Here is a 2,587-nt window from a genome sequence, read left to right as displayed (position 1 = left end):
GCAGACCCGCTATGCCTAAGGAGGGGACTCTCAAGGACGGGCATATGCGCACAGGGATGATGGCGCTGGCAGTCGGTCTGCTGGCCCCGGTTTTTTTGCCGGCCTTGCCGCCGGTCGGTTGGTGGGTGGTACTGCCGGTGGTGGCGCTGATGGTCCTACCGTTTCGCAGCTATCCACTGGCATTTTTGTTGTTTGGCTTCACATGGGCCTGCGTCGGCGCGCAGATGGCTCTGAATGACCGCTTGCCGCCGCCACTGGACGGCGAAACCCGTTGGCTCGAGGGGCGTGTGGTCGGCTTGCCGCAGCACGGCGACGGTGTGGTGCGTTTCGAACTGGCTGACGCCCGCTCGCGCCACGAAAAGCTGCCATCGCTGATGCGCCTGGCCTGGTACGCCGGGCCGCCGGTCAACAGCGGCGAACGCTGGCGTCTGGCGGTGAAGTTGAAGCGCCCGGGTGGCTTGCTCAACCCGGACGCCTTCGATTACGAGGCCTGGCTGCTCGCCCAGCGCATCGGTGCGACCGGTACGATCAAGGATGGCCAGCGTCTGGCTGAGGCCCGGTACGCCTGGCGCGACAGGGTTCGTCAGCGTCTGCTGGCGGTCGATGCGCAGGGGCGAGAGGGCGCGTTGGCGGCGCTGGTGCTCGGCGACGGTTCGGGTCTGAGTCGCGAGGACTGGCAGGTACTGCAAGACACCGGCACCGTGCATTTGCTGGTGATTTCCGGCCAGCACATCGGTTTGCTCGCCGCGGTGATGTATCTGCTGGTCGCCGGGCTTGCGCGATACGGTTTATGGCCGTTGCGCTGGCCATGGCTGCCCTGGGCATGCGTCCTGGCCTTCGCGGCGGCGCTGGGTTATGGCTTGCTCGCCGGTTTCGATGTGCCGGTGCAGCGCGCCTGCGTGATGGTGGCGCTGGTGCTGTTGTGGCGCCTGCGTTTTCGCCATCTCGGTGCGTGGAGGCCGTTGTTGCTGGCGTTCAACGGCGTGCTGCTGTTTGATCCGCTGGCCAGTTTGCGTCCCGGGTTCTGGCTGTCTTTCGCCGCGGTGGCGGTACTGATTTTCACCTTCGGCGGGCGGCTGGGCGCTTGGCGCTGGTGGCAGACCTGGACCCGCGCGCAGTGGCTGATCGCGATTGGTTTGTGTCCGGTGTTGCTGGCGCTCAGCCTGCCGATCAGCGTCAGTGGCCCTGTGGCGAATCTGTTGGCGGTGCCGTGGGTCAGTCTTGTGGTATTGCCGCCGGCATTGCTCGGCACGCTATTGCTGCCAGTGCCTTATGTTGGCGAAGGATTGTTGTGGCTGGCCGGTGGTTTGATCGACTGGCTGTTTATCGGACTGGCGCTGATTGCCGGGCAATGGCCGGCGTGGATACCTGCCGCCATTCCATTGTGGGCGCTGGTCTTGGGCAGCCTCGGCGCCTTGTTATTGCTGTTGCCCCGTGGTGTGCCGCTGCGTCCATTGGGCTGGCCGTTGATGTTGCTGCTGATATTGCCGCCGCGAGAGCGAATAGAAGAGGGGCGGGCCGATGTCTGGCAACTCGACGTCGGCCAAGGCCTGGCCATCCTCGTGCGCACCCGCCATCACGCGTTGCTCTATGACGCCGGGCCGCGTTTCGGCGAGTTCGATCTCGGCGAGCGGGTGGTGCTGCCAGCGCTGCGCAAACTCAATGTGCAAACGCTCGACCTGATGCTGCTCAGCCATGCCGACGCCGATCACGCTGGCGGCGCCGGGGCGGTGATGCGTGGATTGAACGTGCACCGCATCGTCAGTGGCGACCCGCCAAACCTGCCGCCGGAGTTGAGCGCCGAAGCCTGCGCAAGTGGCGAACAGTGGCAGTGGGATGGTGTGCAGTTCCAGCTCTGGCAATGGTCGGCGGCCGATGACAGCAACCAGCGCTCCTGTGTCTTGCAGATCGAAGCCAACGGCGAGCGCCTGCTGCTCACCGGCGACATCGACATTCACGCCGAGCGCGTTCTGCTCGACAGTCCACTGGCGGTGCCGACGCAATGGCTGCAATCGCCGCATCACGGCAGTCGCAGCTCATCGTCGATGGCCCTGCTCAAAGCCTTGCAGCCAGAAGCGGTGCTGATCTCCCGTGGCCACGGCAACTCCTTCGGTCACCCGCATCCGACCGTGCTTGCGCGCTACCGCAAGCAAGGCCTGCGCATCTATGACAGCGCCGAGCAGGGCGCCATCCATCTGCAACTGGGCAGCTTCAAACCGCCGTGGACGATGCGTCACCAGCGGCGCTTCTGGCGCGAGCCGCCGGCGCCTGGCCGTTGATCGGTGCCAGCATGGTTGCCACCTTACGGTCGTCGGGGCGGCGGGTCTTAATCGCGGATCGGTATGGTAAAGTGGCGCACTTTTTCGAGGGGACTGTCACTGTGTGGGAATTGGTCAAATCCGGCGGCTGGATGATGTTGCCGATCATTCTGAGTTCCATTGCGGCCATGGCGATCGTTGCCGAACGCCTGTGGACACTGCGCGCCAGTCGCGTCACCCCCGAGCATCTGCTGGGTCAGGTCTGGGTCTGGATCAAGGACAAGCAGCTCAACAAGGAAAAACTCAAGGAATTGCGCGCCAACTCGCCG

Annotated in this window: 2 protein-coding genes; both read left to right on the top strand. The window is 64.7% G+C overall.

What is annotated here, in order from left to right:
- The coding region (locus V6M61_RS15950) for a DNA internalization-related competence protein ComEC/Rec2 (RefSeq protein WP_332777566.1) at positions 1–2,279 on the top strand (2,279 nt) is incomplete at its 5' end.
- A gap of 101 nt (positions 2,280–2,380) precedes the next feature.
- The coding region (locus V6M61_RS15945; RefSeq protein ID WP_442957793.1) for a MotA/TolQ/ExbB proton channel family protein at positions 2,381–2,587 on the top strand (207 nt) is incomplete at its 3' end.

The sequence above is a fragment of the Polaromonas sp. genome (assembly GCF_036676035.1).
In the GTDB taxonomy this organism is placed as follows: domain Bacteria; phylum Pseudomonadota; class Gammaproteobacteria; order Burkholderiales; family Burkholderiaceae_C; genus Polaromonas.
This window is presented reverse-complemented; position numbering and strand designations above follow the sequence as displayed.